Origin of the sequence: Microbacterium sp. NPDC064584 (assembly GCF_040687315.1) — a bacterium.
GTDB classification, from domain to species: Bacteria; Actinomycetota; Actinomycetes; order Actinomycetales; family Microbacteriaceae; genus Microbacterium; species Microbacterium lacus.
Map to the genome: position 1 here is coordinate 827,398 of NZ_JBFBMZ010000001.1, position 18,529 is coordinate 845,926.

General features: G+C 70.1%; 15 protein-coding genes and 1 pseudogene. 7 read left to right on the forward strand and 9 right to left on the reverse strand.

Annotated elements, in window-relative coordinates; translation table 11 throughout:
* Positions 1-28: 28 nt before the first annotated feature.
* A complete protein-coding gene (locus AB0P18_RS03975; RefSeq protein ID WP_344051592.1) occupies positions 29-874 on the reverse strand; it encodes a universal stress protein in 846 nt (281 codons plus the stop codon).
* Between the two features lie 134 nt (positions 875-1,008).
* Between AB0P18_RS03975 and AB0P18_RS03980 the strand changes: the two genes are divergently transcribed.
* The 3 genes from AB0P18_RS03980 to AB0P18_RS03990 are packed head-to-tail and all read left to right on the forward strand — an operon-like array spanning position 1,009 to position 3,446.
* Positions 1,009-1,848: an SDR family NAD(P)-dependent oxidoreductase gene (locus AB0P18_RS03980; protein ID WP_363359024.1), complete on the forward strand. Its 840-nt coding sequence runs from the start codon at positions 1,009-1,011 to the stop codon at positions 1,846-1,848.
* A gap of 42 nt (positions 1,849-1,890) precedes the next feature.
* Entirely contained in the window at positions 1,891-3,084 is a 1,194-nt protein-coding gene (locus AB0P18_RS03985) for an MFS transporter (protein WP_363359025.1), read from the forward strand.
* 47 nt (positions 3,085-3,131) lie between these two features.
* The gene (locus AB0P18_RS03990; RefSeq protein ID WP_344051598.1) at positions 3,132-3,446 is read left to right on the forward strand and encodes an ATP-dependent DNA ligase; all 315 of its coding nucleotides are present in this window, start codon (positions 3,132-3,134) and stop codon (positions 3,444-3,446) included.
* 214 nt (positions 3,447-3,660) lie between these two features.
* Here the strand turns inward: AB0P18_RS03990 and AB0P18_RS03995 are convergent.
* From AB0P18_RS03995 to AB0P18_RS04025, 7 genes and pseudogenes are all read right to left on the reverse strand, one after another.
* Positions 3,661-3,945, reverse strand: a pseudogene (locus AB0P18_RS03995) (hypothetical protein); the annotation flags it as partial.
* A 19-nt stretch (positions 3,946-3,964) separates the two neighbouring features.
* Positions 3,965-4,600 carry an NADPH-dependent F420 reductase gene (locus AB0P18_RS04000; RefSeq protein ID WP_363359027.1) on the reverse strand — a complete coding sequence of 212 codons (636 nt, stop codon included), beginning with the start codon at positions 4,598-4,600 and terminating at the stop codon, positions 3,965-3,967.
* Positions 4,601-4,651: 51 nt separating this feature from the next.
* The gene (locus tag AB0P18_RS04005) at positions 4,652-6,055 is read right to left on the reverse strand and encodes an aspartate aminotransferase family protein (protein WP_344051602.1); all 1,404 of its coding nucleotides are present in this window, start codon (positions 6,053-6,055) and stop codon (positions 4,652-4,654) included.
* Positions 6,056-6,126: 71 nt separating this feature from the next.
* A complete protein-coding gene (locus AB0P18_RS04010; RefSeq protein WP_363359028.1) occupies positions 6,127-8,421 on the reverse strand; it encodes a glycoside hydrolase family 3 N-terminal domain-containing protein in 2,295 nt (764 codons plus the stop codon).
* A gap of 10 nt (positions 8,422-8,431) precedes the next feature.
* A complete protein-coding gene (locus tag AB0P18_RS04015; protein WP_363359029.1) occupies positions 8,432-9,304 on the reverse strand; it encodes a carbohydrate ABC transporter permease in 873 nt (290 codons plus the stop codon).
* The gene (locus AB0P18_RS04020) at positions 9,304-10,347 is read right to left on the reverse strand and encodes a sugar ABC transporter permease (RefSeq protein ID WP_363359030.1); all 1,044 of its coding nucleotides are present in this window, start codon (positions 10,345-10,347) and stop codon (positions 9,304-9,306) included. Before AB0P18_RS04020 ends, AB0P18_RS04015 begins: the two co-directional genes overlap by 1 nt.
* Positions 10,348-10,360: 13 nt before the next feature.
* Positions 10,361-11,653: an extracellular solute-binding protein gene (locus AB0P18_RS04025; protein ID WP_363359031.1), complete on the reverse strand. Its 1,293-nt coding sequence runs from the start codon at positions 11,651-11,653 to the stop codon at positions 10,361-10,363.
* 158 nt (positions 11,654-11,811) lie between these two features.
* On the opposite strand from AB0P18_RS04025, the gene AB0P18_RS04030 reads away from it, so the two are divergent.
* Positions 11,812-12,810 carry a LacI family DNA-binding transcriptional regulator gene (locus AB0P18_RS04030; RefSeq protein WP_363359032.1) on the forward strand — a complete coding sequence of 333 codons (999 nt, stop codon included), beginning with the start codon at positions 11,812-11,814 and terminating at the stop codon, positions 12,808-12,810.
* A gap of 35 nt (positions 12,811-12,845) precedes the next feature.
* Here the strand turns inward: AB0P18_RS04030 and AB0P18_RS04035 are convergent, their stop codons facing one another.
* Entirely contained in the window at positions 12,846-14,030 is a 1,185-nt protein-coding gene (locus AB0P18_RS04035; RefSeq protein ID WP_363359033.1) for an ROK family transcriptional regulator, read from the reverse strand.
* A gap of 92 nt (positions 14,031-14,122) precedes the next feature.
* On the opposite strand from AB0P18_RS04035, the gene AB0P18_RS04040 reads away from it, so the two are divergent.
* From AB0P18_RS04040 to xylB, 3 genes are all read left to right on the forward strand, one after another.
* Complete coding sequence (locus AB0P18_RS04040; RefSeq protein ID WP_363359034.1) at positions 14,123-15,655, forward strand: family 43 glycosylhydrolase; 1,533 nt, start codon at positions 14,123-14,125, stop codon at positions 15,653-15,655.
* Positions 15,656-15,734: 79 nt separating this feature from the next.
* Positions 15,735-16,925 (forward strand): xylose isomerase, encoded by a 1,191-nt coding sequence (gene xylA, locus AB0P18_RS04045; protein WP_363359035.1) that lies wholly within the window; start codon positions 15,735-15,737, stop codon positions 16,923-16,925.
* A gap of 150 nt (positions 16,926-17,075) precedes the next feature.
* Positions 17,076-18,377: a xylulokinase gene (xylB, locus tag AB0P18_RS04050; RefSeq protein ID WP_363359036.1), complete on the forward strand. Its 1,302-nt coding sequence runs from the start codon at positions 17,076-17,078 to the stop codon at positions 18,375-18,377.
* The last annotated feature ends 152 nt before the right edge of the window (positions 18,378-18,529 follow it).

Sequence of the window (18,529 nt, forward strand, 5' to 3'; positions counted from 1 at the left end):
CGTCCAGGCGAGTCTAGCCAGAGCCCTCTCACACCGAGTCGGTCCTCGCGCTCGGGACGACGCACACCGGGACGTGCGCCTGGGACAGCACGTCCTGTCCGGTCGATCCGAGGACGGCGCCCGTGAAGAGTGTGCGATGGTGCGTGCCGAGCACGAGCAGATTCGCCGCCCGGGAGGCCCGTAGCAGCGCCGTGGCCGGGCTCGTCTGCTCGATGATCTGCTCGGTGAGCAGATCGGGATGCGCCGCGCGGGCGCGGGTGATCGCGTCGCGGATCACCCGACGATGCGTGGCACGCGTCTCGATCGGCGAGGCGAGGAGCGCGACGGATCCCTCCATCTGCGGGACCGGCATCGCCCACGTATGCACGAGGGTGAGACGGACACCCGCCGCGGCGGCCTCGGCTGCCGCGAAGTCGACCGCGGCGAGCGACGAGTCGTCATCGTCCACGCCGACGACCACGCCGCCGGCGTTCGTCGTCCAGCGCTCGGGCCAGTCGTCGGGGATCACCGCGAGGGCGGTGCGAGTCCGGGAGGCGACACGCAGCGGCATCCAGGCGGCCACCGCCGACCACAGGGGCCGACCTCGGTGCGACCCGATCACCAGCAGATCGGCGCCCCGCGCGCGCTCGAGCAGGGCGTCCGGCATCCGCCCCGTGAAGCGATGCGCATCGACCTCGGCGTCGGGCGCGCGGTCGCGCAGGCGCCGTTCGGCCTCGATCAGCCCGGCGTCGCGGCCGAAGTCGTCTTGAAGCAGTGTGCCACCGATCATGACGACCTCGACCCGGCGGGGTCCCGCGGCGGCGCGCTCCGCCACCCAGTCCAGTGCCACCATCGAGGACGGGCTGCCGTCGAATCCCAGCACGATCGTCTCCACGACGGGCCTCCTCCCGGACCGCGGTGCTCCATGCGCCGCCGTTTCGCACGGTACGGGAGCGCGTACGCCGTCCGAAGGGCCGAAGGTCCCTCGTCGTGACCCCTGCGCCCCCGATCCGTGCGAGGGTCGAAGTGATGAGCACCGGAGAGCAGACCAAGACGATCGTCATCACGGGGGCGAGCGACGGCATCGGCGCCGCTGCGGCCCGCAGGCTCGCCGAGCGCGGTCACCGGCTGGTCCTGGTGGGGCGCTCACCCGAGAAGACCCGCCGGATCGGGGCGGAGCTGGACAGTCCCGCCTTCGCAGCGGACTTCGCCGATCTGAGCGAGGTGCGGGCGCTCGCCGCGCGCATCGACGAGGAGGTCGATGCCGTCGACGTCCTGGTCAACAACGCCGGCGGGGTCTTCGGTGACCGCACCCCGACGGTCGACGGCTTCGAGAAGACCCTGCAGGTGGACCACCTGGCGCCGTTCCTCCTCACGAATCTGCTCATGCCCTCGCTATTGGCGGCGCGGGCGAGCGTCATCACGACCTCGAGTGCCGCCGCGCGCCTGTTCGGCGACATCCAGCTGGACGATCTCCAGAACGAGCGCCGGGTCTCCGCGAACAAGGCGTACGGCGACGCGAAGCTCGCGAACATCCTGTTCACGAAGGAGCTGCATCGGCGGTTCCATGCGCAGGGGCTGTCGGCGGCGGCTTTCCATCCCGGCCCGGTCGCGACGAACTTCGCGTCGGAGTCGACGAGCGCCATGCGCTGGGTGTACCAGACGCCCCTCCGCCACGCCTTCGGGCTCATCTCCGCCGACCGCGGCGCGCAGACGCTCCTCTGGCTGGCCGAGACCACGCCGGGGACGGACTGGGCCTCGGGTGAGTACTACGAGAAGCTGAAGGTCGCGCGGACCAATCCGCAGGCGGCGGATGCCGATCTCGCCCGACGTCTGTGGGACCGCAGCGCGGAGCTCGTCGGGCTGTAGCCGACGCACTACGCTGAGCGGCGTGATCGAACGGTCCGGGCGATGATGCCCCACGCCTCAGCCCGAGCCGGCTTCTGGATCGTCGCCGCGGTCTTCGCCGCAACGATGGCCTATTCGACCGTGCCGACCCCGCTGTACCCGTTGTACGAGCAGAGCGACGGCTTCCCGGTGAGCCTCGTGACCGTCATCTACTCCGCCTACGCGGTCGGGGTGATCGTGAGCCTGTACTTGTTCGGCCACATCAGCGACTGGTTCGGGCGCCGCCCGATGATCCTGATCGCCGTCGCGATCTCGCTCGTGTCGGGCGTGATGTTCCTGGCCTGGCCGGAGACCGCGGGGCTCGTGGCCGCGCGCCTGGTCAACGGAGTGAGCATCGGCATCATGTCGGCGACCGCGACGGCGTACCTCGGCGAAGTGCGCGCGGTCGCTGCCCCCACCGAGAAGCCGGCGTTCGCCACCTCGGTCGCGGGTGCAGCGAACCTCGGCGGACTGGCGCTCGGCTCCCTCATCGGGGGAGCGATGGCCGAAGTGCTCCCCGACCCGCTCGTGCTCCCGCACGTCCTCTTCCTCGTGCTCCTCACCGTTGCGCTGGTCGCCGTCGCGGCGGTGCCGGAGACGGTGGCGCGACCCGCAAAGGCGCCTCGCTACCGCCCGCAGAAGCTCTCCGTGCCGCGCGCGAACCGGTCCATCTTCCTCGTGGCCGCGTTCGGTGCGTTCGCGGGCTTCGCGGTGTTCGGGCTGTTCAGCTCGCTCATCCCGACTTTCCTCGGCGGCGAGTTCGAGGACCGCGACCACCTGCTGGCGGGGATCAGCGTCTTCGCGATCTTCGGGGCGTCGGCGGCCGGCCAGCTCGCGCTCGCCGGAGCGCGGCTGCGGACGCAGCTGACGGTGGCCGTCCTCGCGTGCACCGTGGGTCTCATGGGTGTCGCTACGGGGGCGATCCTCGTGCAGATCGCCCTGTTCCTCGGCGGCGGGGTGATCGCGGGGCTCGGCGTCGGTCTGCTCTTCCGAGGGGCGATCGGCACCTCGCTCGCGATCGCCGAGCCGGGGCACTCCGCAGAGACGGTCGCGCTGTTGTTCCTGATCGCGTACCTCGGCCCGGTGATCCCCGTCCTCGCCGTCGGTGCCGGGCTGTCCTTCGCCCCGCCGCTGGCCGTCCTGCTGGTGTTCGTGGTGCTCGTGCTCGCGGCGACGGTGTCTGCGGGTCTGATCATGCGCCGCCGCGCGGCACCCTGACCCCCGCGATGAGGCGGGCTGTCCGCTCCACGAAGTAGGCTCGCACCATGGGCAGGTTCATCTACGACACGATGGCGAATTCGGTCGATATCGACGATCGCACGCTGGCACATCTGCGGATCGTCGTGATGAACAAGCTCCGGCGCACCGAGGCGTTCATGTTCGACGTCGAGGTCGGTGACGGCAGCGGTCGGCGCAGCTTCTGGATGCACCCGTCCGTGCCGATCCAGTTCCACTTCTTCGGCAGCCGCAACCCGCGCATCAACCGGGCGTGGATCGAAGACCTCATGCAGGCCGCGAGCGGCCCGAACGGTCTGACCATCACTCCCGAGCCGACCGAGGACACGCCGGCCGAAGAGTGATCCGTCCGGGTCAGCGCTCGGGCTGAGCCGGCATCTCGCTCGTGCGGAGTACTTCCGCGGCCTCGTCAGCCGGGTTCTGCGGCACGTCGTTGCCTGCCACGGTCAGTTTCTCGATCGTGAGCTCATCGACTTCGACCTTGCCGACGGAGATGTCGGCATCCTGCTCCCCGTCCTCGCCGATGACGGGGATCGGGCCGGTGTCGAAGTGCTCGGCGATGAGCGTGATGCCGCCGGAGGAGTTCGCCGAACTCGCGAGCTCCTCGATCCACTCGCGGCTCAGATTCGTCGGCTCGGGGTCGTCGAACACGAACCGGAGCGGGATCGACGGGTGCAGCCAGATCGTGGTGCGCCCACGCGGCTGATCGTCGGGGTGGCGCCACGTGACCGTGAAACTCTCGCTCCGACGCAGCTTGGTCGCGATGACGACCTTCAGATGCGCCATCGCGCGGTCCTCGATGTGGATCGGGGTCGCCGATCCTCCGTAGTAGATGGTGCCCACGTGGCCACCATATGCCCTGTCAGCGCGTGGCGCGTGCCAGGTTGGCCTCGAGCTCGTCACGGTCCTGCCGCACCACGTACGCGGGCTGATCGCGCTCGACCCGCCAGCTCTCCGAGAGCGGTCCGGCGTTCACCGTGTCGAATCCGAACTCGTCGTACAGCGCGGTCACGAATGCGACGGCGTCCGCGTGATCGCTCGAGGTCGCGAGAGCTCGGCGACCGGGCGTTCCCGCGGGCGAGCCGTCGGTGAGGATCTGTCCCGACATGATGTGGTTGAACGCCTTCACGACCTTCGACTCGGGCAGGTGCTCCTGGAGCATGCCGCTCGTGGTCGTGGTCTTCTCCTCGAGCGCGGCGATCCGGCCGTCGCGCTCCCAGTAGTAGTTGTTGGTGTCCAGCACGATCTTGCCGACCAGCGGTGCGACGGGCACCTCTTGATAGGCCTTGAGGGGGACGGTCACGATCACGACCTCACCCCGGGTTGCGGCATCCGTCACGGTGCCCGCCTGGGCGTGCTCGCCGAGCTCGGCCACGAGCTCCTGCAGCGACGCGGGGCCGCGCGAGTTGCTGATGACCACATCGTGGCCGCGGTCCACGAGTCCCCGGGCGAGGGTAGAGCCGATATGTCCTGCGCCGATGATTCCGAAGCGTGTCATGCGGGGTGGAACGCGACCGCCGGGCGGGTATTCCCGATCGGATGCCGCGCCTCAGAGCCGCGACCAGGCCTCGGTGAGGACGCTCCGCAGGATCTGCTCGATCTGATCGAACTCGGACGGGCCGATCGTGAGCGGCGGCGCCAGCTGGATCACGGGATCGCCGCGGTCATCGGCGCGGCAGTACAGGCCCGCGTCGAAGAGCGCCTTGGAGAGGAAGCCGCGCAGCAGCCGCTCGGACTCGTCGTCGTCGAAGGTCTCCTTCGTGGCCTTGTCCTTCACGAGCTCGATGCCGAAGAAGTATCCGTCGCCGCGGACGTCGCCGACGATCGGCAGGTCGCCGAGCCGCTCGAGCGTCGACCGGAAGACCGGAGAGTTCTCGCGGACGTGGGCCAGCAGCCCTTCCTCCTCGAAGATGTCGAGGTTCTCCAGCGCGACCGCGGACGAGACCGGGTGCCCGCCGAACGTGTAGCCGTGCGGGAACGAGGCCTGGCCGTGGGCGAACGGCTCGTAGATGCGGTCGCTCACGATCGTGCCGCCCAGCGGCGAGTAGCCGCTCGTGACCGCCTTCGCGAACGTGATCATGTCGGGCTGATAGCCGTAGACGTCCGCGCCGAAGTACTGGCCGAGGCGGCCGAACGCGCAGATGACCTCGTCCGAGACCAGGAGCACGTCGTACTTGTCGCAGATCTCGCGGACGCGCTGGAAGTAGCCGGCCGGCGGGGGAAAGCATCCGCCGGAGTTCTGAACCGGCTCGAGGAACACGGCGGCGACCGTGTCGGGACCCTCGAAGTTGATCATCTCCTCGATGCGGTCGGCCGCCCAGACGCCGAACTCCTCCGGAGTGCCTCCGGCGAAGCCCATCTCGCCCGCACGGTAGTAGTTGGTGTTCGGCACGCGGAACCCGCCGGGGACCACGGGTTCGAACATGGATTTCATTCCCGGCAGGCCCGTGATCGCGAGCGCGCCCTGCGGCGTGCCGTGGTACGCGATGAAGCGCGAGATCACCTTGTGCTTCGTGGGGCGCCCGACGAGCTTCCAGTAGTGCTTCGCGAGCTTGAACGCAGTCTCGACCGCCTCCCCGCCGCCGGTGGAGAAGAAGACGTGGTTGAGGTCACCCGGCGCGAGATCGGCGATCCGGTCGGCCAGCTCGATCGCGGCGGGGTGGGCGTAGGACCAGATCGGGAAGAACGCGAGCTGCTCGGCCTGACGGGCAGCAGCCTCCGCGAGCCGGCGCCGACCGTGTCCGGCGTTGACGACGAAGAGACCGGCGAGACCGTCGATGTACTCCTTGCCGGTCGAATCCCAGATGCGGTGCCCCTCGCCCTTCACGATGATCGGCACCCCGGGGCCTTCGGTCATGACCGACTGGCGGGAGAAGTGCATCCAGAGATGGTCGCGCGCCATCGCCTGGAGGTCGGCATCCGTCCGGGACGGGGATTCGGTCGAGATCGACATGTGGCGGCCTTCCTCCCGGCGCCGTGCGCGCCGGTGGCTCCGACGTTACTCCCGCCTGCGGCCGCGGTGCCTCATCCGATCGGCACCGCGGCGAGGACCGCGACGTCCGTCACCCGGCGGTCGGCCGATCCGACGACGTGCACGTCTCCGGTCAGCTCGATCACCGCGCTCGCCTCGCGCTCGGCGCACGACGGCCCGACCCACAGCTCCACAGTGCCGGGTTCGACGATGCGCGTTCCCGCCCGTGAGGTGAAGGCCAGGCGCGTGGACGGCACGTCGAACACCACGTCGCGCTCCGCCCCGGCCGGAAGGTCCACCCGGGCGTAGCCGAGCAGCTGCGCGACCGGACGCGTCACCGAGGCGGAGACGTCGCGGGCGTAGAGCTGCACGACGTCGGTGCCGTCGCGCTCGCCGTCGTTGCGCACGCGGACGGTGGCGCGGAACGAGTCGCCGGCCGGCGCGGCACCGTCGACGCGCAGGTCGGTGTGACTGAACGTCGTGTAGCTGAGCCCGAAGCCGAACGGACGCACCGGGGCGCTGCTCGCGCTGGTGACGTCGCTCGGACCGCCGAGGATCGGGTGCAGGTACGAGTACGGCTGCGATCCCGCCGACCGTGGCAGGGACACCGGCAGACGGCCGCTCGGCACGCTCGCCCCGGACAGGAGGGAAGCGAGCGCGGGTGCGCCCTCTTCACCGGGGAAGAAGGACTGGACGACGGCCGCCGGGGCGCCGGGCGCATCCAGCGCCCAGTCGATCGCGTACGGACGGCCGGTCAGCAGGACGAGCACGACCGGGGTGCCTGTCGCGGCGACCGCCTGGACGAGTTCCCGCTGCACTCCGGGCAGCTCCAGGCTCTCCACGTCGTTGCCCTCGCCGACCGTGCCGCGCCCGAAGAGCCCCGCGCGGTCGCCGACGACGACGACCGCGACATCGGCATCCCTCGCCGCGGCGACGGCGTCGGGGATGCGGCTGCGGTCCTCTCCCTCGACGTCGCACCCTTCGGCGTGGACGATCTCGGACTGGGGGAACTCGGACCGCAGGGCGTCGAGCACGGTCGGGATCTCGAAGCCGAACTCGACGCCGGGGTGGTGTGCGAGGACGTGGTTCGCGAACGAATAGCAGCCCATGAGCGCCTCGGCCGACGCCGCGTTCGGCCCGATCGCGGCGATGCGCTGCGGCGAGTGCAGCGGCAGGACGCCGTCGTTGGAGAGGAGCACGACCGACTCCTCGGCGAGCCGACGGGCCGCCGCGCGGTGCGCGGGGCCGTCCAGGTCCGCGCTTCGCGGCGCCGCGTCGAAGGTCTCGTCCAGAAGCCCCAGCCGCTCCTTCTGAGCGAGCACGCGCGCCACGGCACGGTCGACGATCGCCTCGTCGATGCCCCCGGTGCGCATCAGCGCGAGGAGCGGCTCCGCGTAGGCCTCGGCGTTCGGGAGTTCGACGTCGACCCCGGCCGTCAGCGCGAGACGGGCCGCTTCGGCGGGGCTCGCGGCGACCGCGTGCATCGTCTGCAGGAACAGCACCGAGAAGTAGTCGGCGACCACGACCCCGTCGAAGCCCCACTGCCCGCGCAGCAGATCGGTGAGGTGTTCCGCGGAGGCGGCGACCGGCATCCCGTCGATCTCGGCGTACGAGTTCATGACGCTCCGCGCACCGCCGTCGCGGACGGCCATCTCGAACGGCGGGAGGAGGACGTCGGCGATCTCGCGCGGTCCCGCGGACACCGGCGCATGGTTGCGACCCGCGCGCGAGGCGGAGTATCCGACGAAGTGCTTGAGGGTGGCGTCGACGCCCGTCTCCTGCAGACCGCGCACGTAGGCGGTACCGATCGTGCCGACGACGTAGGGGTCCTCTGCGATGCACTCGTCCACGCGGCCCCAGCGCGGGTCGCGGATCACATCGAGGACGGGAGCGAGGCCCTGGTGGATGCCGAGCTCGCGCATCGTGCCGCCGATCAGGCGCGCCATCTCGTGCACCGCCTCCGGATCGAACGAGGCCCCCCACGCGAGCGGGGTGGGATAGGTGGCGGCCTTCCACGCGGCCAGGCCCGTCAGGCACTCCTCATGCACGATCGCCGGGATGCCGAGCCGGGTCTGCCCGCGCAGGCGCCGCTGCTCGCCCCAGAGCCATTCGGCGCGGGCGATCGGGTCGACGGGCCGCGTGCCGTACACCCGGGTGAGGTGCCCGATGCCGTGACGGCTGGCCTCCTCATAAGCGGTCGACGAGCCGAGCTCGTCCGCCATCGGCGCCACGACCTCGTCGCCCTGATCGATCCAGTACCCGCCGAGCTGAGCGACTTTCTCTTCCGGCGTCATCTGAGCGATGAGGTCTTCTACGCGCGCCGAAGCGCGCTGTTCGTTCTCGATCATGACTTCTTCCTCAGCCCTTGACCGCACCCGTGAGCCCGCCGACGATGCGTCGTTCGAACAGGCTGAAGAACACCAGCGCGGGGATCATCGACAGCGATGTGAAGGCGAGCACCTTCGCCGTGTCGACGGAGTACTGCGATGCGAACGCCTGCGTACCCAACGGGAGGGTGAAGGAGTTCTCGTTGTTCAGGATGAACAGCGGCAGCATGTAGCTGTTCCAGCTGCCGATGAACGCCAGGATGCCGACCGTGATCACACCGGGCACGGCGAGCGGGATCACCATTCGCCAGAAGAAGCCCAGGCGACTGCATCCGTCGATCGCCGCCGCCTCCTGGAGCTCGTTGGGGATCGCCGCCAGGAACGGCACCAGGATGATCACGGTGATCGGCAGGGCGAAAGCGACCTGGGGGATGATGACGCCGGCGAGAGAGTTCATCAGACCGAGGTTGCGCACCAGGATGTACAGCGGCGTGATCGCGACCGTCATCGGGAACATGAGCCCCGCGGCGAAAAGGGCGTAGACGGCTCCGCGCCCGCGGAATGAGTACCGGGCCAGCGCGAACGCGGCCATGAGCCCCAGGGAGACCACGACCGCCGTGGTGACGACAGCGGTGATCGTGGAGTTCCCCACCTGCTGCCAGAACACACCGCTGAGCAGGACGTCGGCATAGTTCTGCCAGTTCCACACGGTCGGGAGCCCGGACGGGTCGACCGTGATCTCGGAGTTCGACCGGAATCCGCCGAGGATGATGTAGGCGACAGGCGCGAGCATGAGCCCGATGAGCACGAGCGCCACGAAGTAGATCAGGAGGCCCGCCGACCGTCGAGGGGCCGGTGAGGTTCGCCGGGGCGCCGGAGGCGCGGCGAGTGTGACAGTGGCCATCAGGCCTTCCCTCCCGTGATGGCTCCGGCGGTGTCGCGACGAAGCAGGAAGCGCTGGTAGAGGAGTGCGACGGCCAGCGAGATGAGGAACATGACGACGGCGACGGCGCTGCCGTAGCCGAAGCTGCCGGCGTTGCGGCCGTTCGCGACCATGTAGGTCGCCATCGTGGACGTGCCGGCGGTGGAGGCCACGTACTGACCCCAGATGATCCACACCAGATCGAACAGCTGGAGCGAGCCGATGATCGAAAGGAACGCCCAGATGCGCACGGTCGGACCGAGCAGGGGGAGCACGATGTGGCGCTGGATCTGCCAGTAGGACGCGCCGTCGATCGCGGCTGCCTCAGCGAGTTCACCGGGGATCCCCTGGAGACCTGCGAGGAACAGGATCGTGGCGAACCCGACGTATTTCCAGGTGATGATCACCATGAGCGTCCAGATCGCGATCGACGGGTCGGACAGCCAGTCGGTGGCGAGGGCGCCCAGCCCCACTCGTTCGAGGAGGCCGTTCAACGCGCCGTTGGACTGCAGCATGAGCGACCAGCCGATTCCGACGACGACCTCGGAGATCACGTAGGGGACGAAGATCAGCACGCGGATCGCGGATTGGAAGCGCATTTTGCGGTTCAGCAGCAGCGCCAGTCCCAGCGCGACGGGACCCTGCAGCACGAGGGACATGATCGCGATGAAGACGTTGTGGCCGAGTGCCTCGTGGAAGGCCGGGTCGGTCAGGATCACGATGTAGTTGCGCAGGCCGACGAAGTCGACTGCGGGGCCGAATCCCGACCAGCTGAAGAAGCCGTAGTACGCGGCCATCACCACCGGGAAGATGACGAAGGCGACGAACACGATCAGCGCCGGGCCGATGAGGATCAGCAGCTCGAGACGAGATCCCCATCCGGCGCCGCGGGCGCGCCGGCCCGGGGCGCGCCCGCGGCGGGGAGGGCGCCCCGAGGGGGGCGTCGCCTGAGCGTCGCCCCCCTCGGCGTCCGGCGTTCCGGGCGTGTCCGCGGTGGTGTGCGAAATGTCGCGCACGGAAGCCATCAGTGCTCTCCGCTCAGGACTTCGCCGCGGCGGCGTTGACCGCATCGACGATGGCTTGAGCGTCGCCCTTGCCGGCGAACATGTCGACCACGGCGACGTTGAGGGCGTTGCCGATGTTCTGGCCGTACAGGGTGTCCAGCCAGACGACGACGTACGGGGCGTCGTTGTAGGCCTTGAGCACTTCCTGCAGCGACGGATCGGTCACGACGCCCTGTGCCTCCTGGGAAGCGGGCAATGTCACGAAGGCTTCGGCGTACGCCTCCTGATTGGCCTTCTCGACCATGAAGTTCAAGAAGTCGACGCACTCCTTGGGAGCGTTCACCCAGCACGAGTACCCGTCGACGCCGCCCATCATCGCGCCGGGCTCGCCGTCACCGCCGGGAACCTCCGGGAACGGGAACCAGAGCAGATCGGCGAGCGGCTGCTCGTCCGGGGTCAGCGAAGCGATCACTCCGGGGTTCCACGCGCCCATGAGCTCCATGGCGGCCTGGTGGTTCGCGACGAGTCCGGCGGACGACCCGGCGCCCTGCTGGGCGGGCGTCGTGAGGAAGCCCTCGTTGAAAGGCTCCGTCTCCAGGAACGACTGCAGGTCCTCGCCGGCCTTCAACCAGCACGGGTCATCGAAGCTCCGGCTGTCGGCGGCGGCGTCCATGACGTCCTTGGTGCAGGCGCGGAGGGCGAAGTTGTAGTACCAGTGGGCTGCGGGCCATGCGTCCTTCGCGCCGACCGCGATCGGTGCCACGCCGCTCTCTTTCAGCGCGGTGTCCGCCGTCTCGAGTTCGTCGATCGTGGCGGGGGGAGTGGTGATGCCGGCCGCCTCGAACAGGTCGCCCGCGTAGAAGATGCCCGACGGAAGGACCGAGGTCGGCATCCCGTAGTTCTTCCCGTCGATCTCGAAGGCGGACAGGACGCCGCCGAGGGCCTGCTTCGACGCGTCCGTGATGCCGTCGGTGAGATCCATGACCTGGCCGGCCTTGACGATGTCGGCGAGCTTGCCGCCGCCGCGCGCCATGAAGATGTCGGGGGCATCACCGGAGTTCAGCGCGGTCTGCAGCTTCCCGTCCATCTCCTCGTTCTGGATCGACTGGATCTCGACGGTGACACCGGGGTTCGCCTCTTCGAACGCCGCCGCGGTGTCTTCCCAGTAGGCCTTGCCCGGGCCGGTGGTCGAGTTGTGCCAGAAGGTGAGCGTGACATCGCCGCCGCCGCCGTCGCTGCTGTCGCCGCTGCCGCCGGCACAGCCGCTGAGGGCGAGCGCCCCCGCGATCAGGACGGCAGACCCCGCGCGGAGCTTCTTGCCATTCATGTGATTTCCGTTCTCTTCGTCGAGTCGCACCTCGCGCACGGAGGTGTCGTGAATGGTGCCCGATGGGTGGTGCTCGGGAACTGGCGTTCAGTGTCGCAAGCGATTTGTTGCCGTGTCAAACGTTTTCGAAAACCTTTTCCATTCGTTATCATCGCGACATGGGACGCCGCGCCACGATCAACGATGTCGCCGCGGCTGCCGGGGTGTCAGTGTCCACGGTCTCCAAGGCCGTGCACGGTCGCTACGGCGTCTCGCCTGACACGATCCGCCGCGTCATGGACGTGGTGGAGCGCTTGGGCTACCAGTCGAGCCTCGGCGCGAGCAGCATGCGCGCGCACCGCACGGGTGTGATCGGCGTCCTCGTGCCCGCCTTCGAGCCGTTCAGCGCCGAGATCCTCAAAGGCGTCGGCGCCGCGGTCCGCGGCACGGCTTTCGACCTCATGGCCTACGCAGGCTCGCAGGACGGCACCGGCGAGGGCTGGGAGCGTCGATCGGTGAGCCGGTTGAGCGGAACGCTCATCGACGGGGTCATCATGGTCACCCCCACCGTGGTCAACGTGGCAGGCGAGGTGCCGATCGTCGCGATAGACCCGCACACCGGTCCTGCCGACCTGCCGACGGTCGAGTCCGACAGCTTCCACGGTGCGCAGCTCGCGACCCGCTACCTGATCGAGCTCGGCCACTCCCGCATCGGATTCATCGCGGGCCGCCCCGACCTGCGCTCGTCCGTCCTGCGCGACGCGGGGTACCGCAGCGCGCTCTTGGAGGCCGGCATCCGGTTCGAACCCGGCCTCGTGGGCGTCGGCCGATACGAGGAGGACGCCTCCCGGCAGCTCGCGCACGAACTGCTGTCGCAGGTCGAGCGCCCCACGGCGATCTTCGCGGCGAACGACCTGTCCGCGATCGCGGTTCTCGGGGCCGCGCATGAACTGGGAATCAGCGTGCCCGACGAGCTCTCGGTGATCGGCTTCGACGACATCCCCGAAGCATCGCGACACGTCCCCGCCCTCAGCACTGTCCGTCAGCCCATGCAGCGCTTGGGCGAAGTCGCCACGAGACTCCTGATCGGGCTCATGAACGGCGAGACCCCCGAGCAGACGCACGTGCGCCTGCCCACGCGGCTCGTGCCGAGGGCGACGACCGCGCCGCCGCTCTGACGTGACGGGGGATCAGCCGGCGCTCTGGCCCGGGATCAGCCGGCGATCGCCGAGGGGTCGCGCAGGATGTCGCCGAACGCGAGCTCGGCCGCGCCGATCAGCAGGCGGTCCTCCGCGAGAACGGCGGTGCGGATGCGGAGCCCCTCCGTGTTCGCGGGCATCGCCTGCGCCGCGACGGCGGCCTCCAGAGCCTCCAGGTCGCGGTCGGCGAGGGTCGCGAGGAACCCGCCGAGCACCACGACCGACGGATTGAGCACGTTGACCGCATTGCCGAGCGCCGTCGCCAGGATGCGTCGCTGGCGGGCGACCTCCTCGGCGGCCGTCACCGACCCGGACGTGCGCAGCGCTTCGGCGAGCGTGGGCTCGTCCGCGGAGTGCAGCTTCACCGCGGCGAGCAGACGTGCCCTGCTCACTTCGTCCTCGAGCACGCCGTCGCCCGCGCGCCGATCCGCGGGGGAGGCGATGCCCGGACGGTTCTGCCCGAATTCACCGGCGTAGCCGCCGGCGCCGGGGATCGGCATCCCGCCCACGATGAGTCCGCCGCCGATGCCGCTCGCGCCGCCGTTGAGGTACACGACGTCGTCGACGCCGCGCGCGGCGCCGAACAGGTGCTCGGCCATCGCGCCGAGACTCGCGTCGTTGCCGACCGTGGTCGGCAGGCCGGTGGCTCCGGCGACGAGGTCGCGCACGGGCGCGTCGGTCCAATGCAGGTGCGGCGCGTTGCGCACGAGGCCGTCGGCTGCGCGGACGAGGCCGGGGACGGCCAGACCCACCCCCACGATCCGCGCGTCCGCGAGGCCGCCGGCGCGCCAGCTGTCGACCTGCGCCGAGATCATCGCGGCGGTGTCTTCGGGTGAGATCAGACCGTCCAGCTCGATGCGGGCGCGCATTGCGATGCTCTGGTCGAGTCGTACGGCGCCGATCGTGAGCGCGTCGACCTCGGGGTTCGCGGCGATCGCGACGACGCGCGGATCGGAGGCGACCACCGGAGACGGACGACCCACGCGCCGTGAGGCCTCCGGAGCGCGCTCCTGCACGAGCCCTTCGCGCACGAGTTCGGCCACGAGATCGGCGATCGTCGAGCGATTGAGCCCGGTCGCCTCGGTGAGCGCCGCCCGCGACTGCGGGCCGTCGACGTGCACGAGGCGGAGGACCCGGGCGAGGTTGCGCTGGCGGACGCCGTCGGGGCCTGTTCGCTCAGCGGCGTGGAGCTCGTTCATCTCCCTCACTGTAGGGCTCGAGGACGTTTGTTGTCGGAAACTGCAATCTGCCCGTATGGTCGTGCCCACGCCGCACCGCTCGAGGAGGACACGTGGGCCGCTATCGCAATCCGATCCTGCCGGGATGCCATCCCGATCCGTCGATCTGCCGGGTCGGAGACGAGTATTTCCTGGTGACCTCGACGTTCGAGTACCTGCCCGGGCTGCCGGTCCACCGCTCGACCAATCTGGTGGACTGGGAGCCGATCGGTCACGCGATCGAGCGCTCCGACCAGCTGGATCTGTCCGGCCTGCGATCCTCGTGCGGACTGTTCGCGCCCACGATCCGGCACCATGACGGCACGTTCTTCGTCGTGTGCACCGTCGTCGCCGGGGCGGCCGGTGACGCGGAGGAGTGGGGCGGGCGGACCGGTCACTTCGTCGTGACCGCGACCGATCCGCGGGGTCCGTGGTCGGATCCGATCTGGCTCGCAGGCGAGGGTGAGATCGATCCCTCGCTCGCGTTCGACGACGGCCGCGTCTGGCTGTGCGGCACGCGCCTCGCCCAGCCCGGACTCTGGCACCACCAGACCGAGGTGTGGCTGCGGGAGCTCGATCCCGAGACGTTCGCCGTCATCGGCGACGAGCACGTGCTCTGGCACGGTGCCGTCGAGGGTGCCGTCTGGGCCGAGGGGCCCCACCTGTACCGGCACCCGGAGGGCGGATGGATGCTGCTCGCCTCGGAGGGCGGCACGTTCGGCGAGCACGCGATCAGTGTCGCGTACGCCGACGAGATCACCGGGCCCTACCGTGGCGATCGGGGTAACCCGAGGCTCACCCACCGAGACCTCGGTGCACGCACCGACATCTGGGCCGTGGGACACGCGGATCTCGTGGACGCGGCCGACGGTCGTACGTGGGCCGTGCTGCTCGCGACCGGTCTGCGCCCCGACGGCGGGGACAGCCTCCTCGGACGCCAGACGCACCTCGTGCCGGTCGACTGGGAGGGCGGCAGCCCGCTGTTCGCACCGGGAGTGGGGCGCGTGCAGGGCGAGGTCGATGCCGAAGGCGTTCCGGACCAGGTCGTCGGGCCCGATTCCTTCGACGACGACTTCGACGGGTCGTTGGGGCTCGCCTGGACAGGTGTCCGCCGGATGCCTCACACGTTCGCCGACACGGCCGTCCGCCCGGGATTCGTGCGGCTCCGCGGCGGCGGCGAGCCGACCGGGCTCGAGGACCAGTCCTTCCTCGGTCGGCGACTCCCCGCCGAGCGCGTCGAAGCGCGGGCGGTGCTGGAACTCTCGGGCGCCGGGCGGGGCGGCATCCTCCTGCGCGTCGGCGACGAGCGCCACCTCGAGGTCTCGGTCGACGACACCGGCCTCGCCCGCGCGGTGCTCGTCACCGGTGACGGCCGCGCGGTGTTCGGCGAAGCCGCGGTCGACGCCGGTGCGCCGGTCGAGATCGCGCTGCGGATCGACGGGGCGGATGCCGAGGCCGTGGTCTCCGGCGCGAGCCTGGGTACGGCGGATCTGCGGGGGCTCAGCCCGGTCGCCGCCGCGTCGTTCCTCGGCGCCTGGATCGGCCCGTTCGCGGCCGGGGAGGGTCACGTCGACGTGGACGGCCTCGAGCTGCGCGTGCTGTCGTGATGTCCGTGCGGATGCCGCTGGACGCGGCATCCGAAACGTTATAGGTTGTGACCAGCAACATTTTCCGCAAAGGAGCAGCATGCCCACCCCTACTCGCGACGACAAGTTCTCTTTCGGACTCTGGACCGTCGGCTACAACGGCACCGACCCGTTCGGCGGCCCCACCCGTCACCCGCTCGATGTCGTGCACGCGGTCGAGAAGCTCGCCGAGCTCGGCGCCTACGGCCTCACGTTCCACGACGACGACCTGTTCGCGTTCGGCTCGACCGACGTCGAGCGTCAGACCCAGATCGACCGCCTGAAGGGTGCGCTGGCCGACACGGGGCTCATCATCCCGATGGTCACCACGAACCTGTTCTCGGCGCCCGTCTTCAAGGACGGCGGCTTCACCTCGAACGACCGCCAGGTGCGCCGCTTCGCGCTGCGCAAGGTGTTCCGTCAGCTCGACCTCGGCGCCGAGCTCGGCGCGAAGACCTTCGTGATGTGGGGCGGCCGCGAGGGCGCCGAGTACGACTCCGCGAAGGACATCCGCCAGGCGCTCGAGCGCTACCGCGAGGCCGTCAACCTCCTCGGTGACTACGTGACCGACAAGGGCTACGACATCCGATTCGCGATCGAGCCGAAGCCCAACGAGCCGCGCGGAGACATCCTCCTCCCGACGCTCGGCCACGCGATCGCGTTCATCGACTCGCTCGAGCGCCCTGAACTCGTCGGCCTGAACCCCGAGGTCGGGCACGAGCAGATGGCGGGCCTGAACTTCGCCGCCGGCATCGCGCAGGCGCTGTTCCACGGCAAGCTCTTCCACATCGACCTGAACGGTCAGCGCGGCATCAAGTACGACCAGGACCTCGTGTTCGGCCACGGCGATCTGCACAACGCGTTCGCGCTCGTGGACCTGCTCGAGAACGGCGGCCCCGGCGGGGTTCCGGCGTACGACGGCCCGCGCCACTTCGACTACAAGCCCTCGCGCACCGAGGACGAGACCGGCGTGTGGGACTCGGCCGCCGCGAACATGCGCACCTATCTCCTGCTCAAGGAGCGGGCCGCGGCGTTCCGCGCCGACCCCGAGGTGCAGGAAGCGCTGGCCGCCGCCCGCGTGGACGAGCTCTCGGTGCCGACCCTGAACGAGGGCGAGACCTACGACGACTTCCTCGCGGACCGCTCGGCCTACGAGGACTTCGACCCGTCGGTGTACCTCGGCGGCAAGGGCTTCGGTTTCGTGCGCCTGCAGCAGCTCGCGACCGAGCACCTGCTTGGCGCGCGCGGCTGACCCGGTCTTCTCCCGGCAAGTTGGCGACACCTTCCTGCGTCGGCGCCTGAGGTTTCATCGGGCCGACGCAGGAAAGTGGCGCCAACAGGTTGAGCGGGCTCAGGACCCGCAGGATGGTGTCGCCAACGTGAGAAGTGCGAAAGGAGAGCCATGGCTCTCGTGATGGGCGTCGACTCGTCGACGCAGTCCTGCAAGGTGCTGGTCGTGGACGCCGATTCGGGTGCGGTCGTGCGCGAGGGGCGCGCGACGCACCCGTCCGGCACGTCGGTGGACCCGGAGGCGTGGCTGCCGGCCCTGCGGGCGGCGATCGCGGATGCCGGGGGCCTCGGTGACGTGGAGGCGTGGGCGATCGGCGGGCAGCAGCACGGCATGGTGGTGCTGGATGCCGAGGGTCGGGTGATCCGCGACGCGCTGCTGTGGAACGACACGAGGTCTGCGGGAGCGGCATCCGATCTCATCGCCGAATTCGGCGCCGACGCGCTCGCCCAGCGCACCGGACTCGTGCCGGTGGCGTCGTTCACGATCACGAAGCTCCGATGGCTGCGCGATCACGAACCCGAGAACGCCGCGCGGGTCGCAGCCGTCGCGCTGCCGCACGACTGGCTCACGTGGCGGCTGCGCGGCTTCGGCCCGCAGGGTGAGTCGCCGCTCGGCCCGGTGTTCGCCGAGCTCGTGACCGACCGCTCGGACGCGTCGGGCACCGGGTACTGGGATCCCGCGAGCGGTGGGTACGACCGCGATCTGCTGATCGCGGCGCTCGGGCACGACGCCGCGCTGCCGCGCGTGCTCGGCCCGGAGGAGTGGGTCATCGACCAGGACGGCCGGCGGGTCGGCGGGGGAGCCGGCGACAACGCCGGCGCCGCGCTCGGGCTCGGGGCCGGGCCCGGCGACGTCGTCGTCTCGATCGGCACGAGCGGCACGGTCTTCGCGGTGAGCGAGCAGCGCACGATCGATCCGACAGGGACGGTCGCGGGCTTCGCGGACTGCACCGGGCGGTTCCTGCCGCTGGTCGCGACGCTCAACGCGGCGCGCGTCCTGGACGCGATCGCCCGTCTCCTCGGGGTCGATCACGCCGAGCTCAGCCGGCTCGCGGTGTCGGCGGAACCGGGCGCGGCGGGTCTCGCACTCGTGCCGTACTTCGAGGGCGAGCGCACGCCGAATCTGCCCGATGCGACCGCGTCGCTGACCGGGATGACACTGGCTTCGACGACGCGGGAGAACCTGGCCCGGGCCGCCGTGGAGGGCATGCTCGCGGGGCTCGGCGCGGGGCTGGAGGCGCTCCGCGCGCTCGGTGTGCCGATCGAGCGCGCCCTGCTGATCGGCGGGGGTGCGCAGTCCGAGGCAGTGCGCGTGGTCGCCCCGCTCGTGCTGGGGGTTCCGGTCGAGGTGCCCGCGCCTGGAGAGTACGTCGCTCTCGGTGCCGCGCGGCAGGCGGCATCCGTCCTCGCCTGACGCGCCCGCGGCCCCGCTCGTCTCCCGAGATGGTCCCTCTTCCGCCGAAATGGTCCCTCTTGTCCCGAGATGGTGCACACCACCTCGGGAGAAGAGCCACCGTTTCGCGGGCAAACCCACCACCTCGGCGGAGGACCCACCATTTCGCGGGG

What these genes read in the sequence shown, in the direction of transcription:
- AB0P18_RS04035 (WP_363359033.1), bottom strand. Translation starts at nt 14,030, where the DNA reads ATGAACGAGCTCCACGCCGCTGAGCGAACAGGCCCCGACGGCGTCCGC.
- xylA (WP_363359035.1), top strand. Translation starts at nt 15,735, where the DNA reads ATGCCCACCCCTACTCGCGACGACAAGTTCTCTTTCGGACTCTGGACC.
- AB0P18_RS04010 (WP_363359028.1), bottom strand. Translation starts at nt 8,421, where the DNA reads ATGATCGAGAACGAACAGCGCGCTTCGGCGCGCGTAGAAGACCTCATC.
- AB0P18_RS03985 (WP_363359025.1), top strand. Translation starts at nt 1,891, where the DNA reads ATGATGCCCCACGCCTCAGCCCGAGCCGGCTTCTGGATCGTCGCCGCG.
- AB0P18_RS04025 (WP_363359031.1), bottom strand. Translation starts at nt 11,653, where the DNA reads ATGAATGGCAAGAAGCTCCGCGCGGGGTCTGCCGTCCTGATCGCGGGG.
- AB0P18_RS04030 (WP_363359032.1), top strand. Translation starts at nt 11,812, where the DNA reads ATGGGACGCCGCGCCACGATCAACGATGTCGCCGCGGCTGCCGGGGTG.
- xylB (WP_363359036.1), top strand. Translation starts at nt 17,076, where the DNA reads ATGGCTCTCGTGATGGGCGTCGACTCGTCGACGCAGTCCTGCAAGGTG.
- AB0P18_RS03980 (WP_363359024.1), top strand. Translation starts at nt 1,009, where the DNA reads ATGAGCACCGGAGAGCAGACCAAGACGATCGTCATCACGGGGGCGAGC.
- AB0P18_RS04005 (WP_344051602.1), bottom strand. Translation starts at nt 6,055, where the DNA reads ATGTCGATCTCGACCGAATCCCCGTCCCGGACGGATGCCGACCTCCAG.
- AB0P18_RS04015 (WP_363359029.1), bottom strand. Translation starts at nt 9,304, where the DNA reads ATGGCCACTGTCACACTCGCCGCGCCTCCGGCGCCCCGGCGAACCTCA.
- AB0P18_RS04020 (WP_363359030.1), bottom strand. Translation starts at nt 10,347, where the DNA reads ATGGCTTCCGTGCGCGACATTTCGCACACCACCGCGGACACGCCCGGA.
- AB0P18_RS04000 (WP_363359027.1), bottom strand. Translation starts at nt 4,600, where the DNA reads ATGACACGCTTCGGAATCATCGGCGCAGGACATATCGGCTCTACCCTC.
- AB0P18_RS03990 (WP_344051598.1), top strand. Translation starts at nt 3,132, where the DNA reads ATGGGCAGGTTCATCTACGACACGATGGCGAATTCGGTCGATATCGAC.